Source organism: Polaromonas sp. P1_E3 (genome assembly GCF_056405935.1).
The window spans coordinates 1-4,887 of record NZ_JBFUBD010000210.1; the positions used below are offsets into that span (position 1 = coordinate 1).

The 4,887-nt window shown below is 58.7% G+C and carries 4 protein-coding genes and 1 pseudogene; 2 read left to right on the top strand and 3 right to left on the bottom strand.

The genetic code is table 11. The features are described 5' to 3' along the window. Positions 1-907 (top strand): annotated as a pseudogene (locus AC1D0Z_RS16045) (hypothetical protein); the annotation flags it as partial. Positions 908-975: 68 nt separating this feature from the next. On the opposite strand, the gene AC1D0Z_RS16050 reads toward AC1D0Z_RS16045, so the two are convergent. Together AC1D0Z_RS16050 and lexA are read right to left on the bottom strand one after the other, a co-directional pair. Next, positions 976-1,983 carry a D-2-hydroxyacid dehydrogenase family protein gene (locus tag AC1D0Z_RS16050; protein ID WP_477659218.1) on the bottom strand — a complete coding sequence of 336 codons (1,008 nt, stop codon included), beginning with the start codon at positions 1,981-1,983 and terminating at the stop codon, positions 976-978. A 662-nt stretch (positions 1,984-2,645) separates the two neighbouring features. Then, positions 2,646-3,350, bottom strand: a complete 705-nt coding sequence (lexA, locus tag AC1D0Z_RS16055; RefSeq protein WP_477659221.1) for a transcriptional repressor LexA — start codon at positions 3,348-3,350, stop codon at positions 2,646-2,648. A gap of 139 nt (positions 3,351-3,489) precedes the next feature. Between lexA and AC1D0Z_RS16060 the strand changes: the two genes are divergently transcribed. Continuing rightward, positions 3,490-4,440: an asparaginase gene (locus AC1D0Z_RS16060; protein WP_477659219.1), complete on the top strand. Its 951-nt coding sequence runs from the start codon at positions 3,490-3,492 to the stop codon at positions 4,438-4,440. A gap of 98 nt (positions 4,441-4,538) precedes the next feature. Here AC1D0Z_RS16060 and AC1D0Z_RS16065 read toward each other — a convergent pair. After that, on the bottom strand, positions 4,539-4,887 hold a 349-nt coding region (locus tag AC1D0Z_RS16065; RefSeq protein WP_477659220.1), incomplete at its 5' end, for a nucleoside monophosphate kinase.

The window sequence follows — 4,887 nt, forward strand, 5'->3', positions numbered from 1 at the left end:
GCTGGCTTCAGGCGCTGTGGCGCGGCCAAAGGTGGCCGAATCAAGGTTCCCTGCGGAATTTCTGCCTAGCCTGAGCGGCATCAGCAGCATGCCGCGGCTTGTGAATGCCGAAGAGCTGTTCGATGTGCAGCAACAGGCTGATTTCTTCCTGTCGCTCGGCCGGCCTGACAAAGCGGTGGATGTCCTGCGCCACCACATCATGGACAACGTGGAAACAAGCGCGCTGGTCTATCTCGACCTGTTTGACCTCTATCACAGCCTGGGACGCCGGGAGGATTACGACGCGCTGCGCACAGACTTCAACAAGATGTTCAATGCCAAGGTTCCGGCATTTGACGAATACGCGGCGGATACGCACGACCTGGAGTTTTATACGGAGGCTCTCTCGCGCATTGAGGCCCTCTGGCCAACGCCCAAGGTGCTCGACGTACTTGAAGAGTCCATTTTCCGCAAACCGGATTCGCGGGGTGAGGTCTTCAGCCTGGCCGCCTACCGCGAGCTCTTGCTTCTCCACTCGATCGCAAAAAGGATTGTCAGCCGGCCGCCCGGCGACGTCGAGGCACCGGCCAGGCCGTCGGACGCACCGTCGATTCCGACCATGCCGGATACGCTCCCAAGCGTTGGAGGCTTTGGCCCCACCAGCATCCAGCCGCTGTCAGCCCGGTTTCAGATTGTGGCGCCTCTGCCGTCTCCCGCCGCGGCAAGTGCAACAGACCCGACACAGCCTCCTGCGTCCCCCCGGCTTGGCCTTGATATTGATTTGAGTGTAGGTGAGGGTGAGGCGGGGGGCTTGGCCCCGTTTCCATCGATCGACGCGGGTGCTCGGCCGCCGCAAGCCGCTGCCAACAATCTCATCGAGTTTGACCTCGACTTTCCGGATTCCTCGGGGCCGACCCAGAAAACTTGAGAAAGTCTCCGCCTGGACTCGACGGGGCTCACCTTTTGCGAGCACCTTCCCGGGTTGGGTGCATCAGGTCAGCGCCTTACTTGCAAGGCACCCGGGTTGACGATATTGGTGGGCGTGCCCTTGATAAAGTTCACAACATTGTCAAACGCCGCGCCAAAGTACAGCTCATAGCTGTCCTGTTCAACATAGCCGATATGCGGCGTGCAAATGCAGTTTTCGAGACGGAGCAGTGCGTGGCCTTGCAGAATGGGCTCTGATTCAAACACATCAATGGCCGCCAGGCCGGGCCGTCCCCGATTGAGGGAGGCGATCAGGGCTTCTGGCTCGATCAGTTCCGCCCTCGAGGTATTCACCAGCAGAGAAGTGGTTTTCATGCGCGACAGATCTTCCAGCGTGACGATACCGCGCGTCTCCGCATTGAGCCGCAGGTGAAGGCTCAGTACATCGCTTTGCTCGAAGAATTCGGCTTTGCTGGCCGCGACTTCAAAGCCATCAGCCTGTGCCCGTTCAAGTGACGCATCACGACCCCAGATGACGACACGCATGCCGAACGCCCTGCCGTAACCAGCCACAATTTGCCCGATCTTTCCATAGCTCCATACCCCCAGGGTCTTGCCCTTGAGAACGGAACCGATACCGAAATTTGGGGGCATCGACGCTGATTTGAGGCCCGCCTGTTGCCAGGCGCCATGTTTCAGATGGGCGACATAGTGTGGAATGCGGCGCATGGCGGTCATCACCAGTGCCCAGGTCAACTCGGCCGGCGCTGTGGGAGACCCAATGCCTTCGGCAACCGCGATGCCGCGCTCAGTGCATGCCGAGACATCTACATGGCTTCCAACGCGGCCTGTCTGGGCAATCAGCTTGAGTTTGGGCAATTTTTCAATGACTTGCCTGTTGAGCTGGGTTCGCTCCCTGATCAGAACGATAACATCGGCGTCCTTAAGGCGGACGGACAACTGGCCGATGCCTTTGACCGTGTTGGTGTAGACCTTGGCGGGATAGGCCTCCAGTTTGGCCGCGCAGTTTAATTTCCGCACCGCGTCCTGGTAGTCGTCGAGGATCACAATATTCATGCCGATATTGTGCCTGCAAGATTTTTATTCTCTGCAGGYAGGGGCACTTCTACCTGCGGATTTGTATCCCAAGGAAACGTTCTGAAGATGCCGCAAGGCACGCCCGACCACCGCTTGAATCCAGGCGGAACGTGCAATACGCGCTACTACAGCGAAGTTTCCCGCTGGCTCATGCGCTCAAGTTCAGCGCATACATCTGCCATGCGGCCAGATATCACCATGCGGCCGGCACATGCGGGGCTGACATTGCAATCAAATTCGCGAACCACTCTCAGCCGACTGGGGCGAGGCGAATCGTCTGAACGTAGACCGGTGCCAATCCCATGGACAGACGGGCTGCGTGTTTCCGTGAAATTGTTGGGAGCAAACGGAAGCGCAAGCTGCCGAGATGACAACCTGGCGCCAGCTGGCGGTGGAAACTGGCCCACGCCAGCCATGTTCTGCGCCGGCAAAAACAATGACACCAGTGCCTGTATGGGAGCGAACAGGGCTGACGACATTGGTGAGTGTGAAAAACTGGTGATTCCCATGATGAACTCCTGTATGAGAGAGGTTTACATAGGCAGGATTGCAGGCTGCAATAGCCAGAAAGGCCTCGGCACCAGGGTGTTGGCCATCACACGGCCAAACGCCCGCCACCTGGTGCGCGGCCAGATAACTGGTTACATCAACATTGTGTTGCGAATGAGGCCGACAGCCAGGCCTTCGAGTTCGAATGGCTCGCCGGGCTCGACCACGATGGTTTTAAAGTCCGGATTTTCCGGCAGGAGCTCGATCAGGTGCTTGTTGCGACGAAAACGCTTGACGGTGACTTCATCACCGAGCCGGGCCACAACGATTTGTCCGTTTTTGGCTTCCCTGGACTGTTTGACGGCCAGCAGGTCGCCATCCATGATGCCGGCGTCCCGCATACTCATGCCGCGCACCTTGAGCAGATAGTCGGGTTGGCGCTGAAAAAGGCTGCTTTCGAAATAATAGGTTTGCTCGACATGTTCCTGCGCGAGAATCGGGCTGCCAGCAGCAACCCGCCCTACCAAAGGTAGGGCGAGCTGGGCCAGGCTTTGCAACGGCAGGGAAAACTGTTTGATTCTGGATTCGTTCAGGCTGCGAAGTGCGTCGTTTCGTAAACGTATGCCGCGCGAGGTGCCGCTGACCAGCTCGATGACGCCTTTGCGGGCCAATGCCTGCAAGTGCTCCTCGGCTGCATTGGCGGATCGAAAGCCCAGCTCGGCGGCAATTTCAGCGCGGGTCGGTGGAGCACCTGTGCGCGCAATGGCGCTCTGGATCAGTTCCAGAATTTGTTGCTGACGCGCAGTGAGCTTGGGCGCCTCAGAAGGAAAATGCGGAAAGTTATCGAGTGTGCTCATCACCGTTGCTCCTTGAATCACAACCCCGTCCGCTGGGTTCCTGCCGGTTGGCATCGGAACTTCAGCGTCACCGTAGCTGTTTTAATATCCAGTAGCTGTATTTTCATCCAGTTTTTAAAAGATTGCAAGTTTACGTTTTATGCATCCTCAAAATATCGTGATTCTTGGCACGGGCGGCACGATCGCCGGACAGGCCGCCAGCGCATCGGACAATATTGGCTATACGGCCGCACAAGTGGGTGTCGCACAGCTGGTTGCTGCGATTCCTTCTTTGGCGGCACTGGGACCTTTGGTGATCGAGCAGGTGGCGCAGGTCGACAGCAAGGACATGAGTTTCGATGTATGGGTGAAACTCGCCGGCCGGGTCAGCCATTTTCTGGCCCAGCCGGACGTGCAGGGCATTGTCATCACGCATGGAACGGACACGCTGGAAGAGACTGCATATTTTCTTCAGGCGGTATGCAGTCCCGATAAGCCTGTGGTGCTGACTTGTGCCATGCGTCCGGCTACGGCGCTGGTGCCTGACGGCCCGCAGAACATGCTGGATGCCATGGCGGTCGCGCGTCACGCCGGCGCAAAAGGTGTTGTCGCGGTGTGTGCCGGAACGATTCACAGTGCGCTGGACGTGCAGAAGGTTCATACCTACCGGGTGGATGCATTTGGTTCTGGTGATGCGGGGCCCATTGGCTACGTGGAAGAAGGATCGCTTAGATTAATGCGAAATTGGCCCCAAGCCCATACAGGGCGTGCGCAAGCAGCTATTGAAATGATAGCAGGCCAGGTGCCGCGGTGGCCACGCGTCGAGATTGTCATGAATCATGCGGGCGCCACCGGCGCGGTCGTGGAGGCTTTGGTGGCTCAGGGGGTCCAGGGGTTGGTGGTTGCTGCCACGGGCAACGGTACCCTGCACCATGCGCTTGAGGCGGCGTTGCTTGATGCCCAGGCTGCCGGGGTGCGTGTCGTGCGTGCGACAAGGTGCCCGAATGGCAGGGTTTTGCCGACACCGGGGGATGTGTTTTCCGATTCTCAGGGGCTGAGCCCTGTGAAGGCAAGGATCGCGGTGATGCTCGAGCTGCTGCCAGCAAGCTGAAACCGGACCATGATGGGGCGGTCCAGCCCGATGCCCCGCAATGAAAAAGGCCGTCAGGCTGACGGCTTGGCTGCAGATGGAATTGCTTGAGGCTGAGGTCAGCCCTCCAGCGCCTTGAACGCCCGGGCGGTGATCTCGTCAACCCCGCCCATGCCACTGATGGCCCGGTATTTGGGAGCAAGATGGGGCTCTGCCTTTGCCCAGCTGGAGTAGTACTCAACCAGTGGCCGGGTCTGCGCGCTGTAAACCTCCAGGCGCTTGCGCACGGTTTCTTCCTTGTCGTCTTCGCGCTGGATCAACGGCTCGCCCGTCACGTCGTCCTTGCCTTCCACCTTGGGTGGGTTGAATTTGACGTGGTACGTACGGCCTGAGGCTGGGTGCGAGCGGCGCCCGCTCATGCGTTCGATGATGGCTTCGAAAGGTACGTCGATTTCAAGCACGTAATCC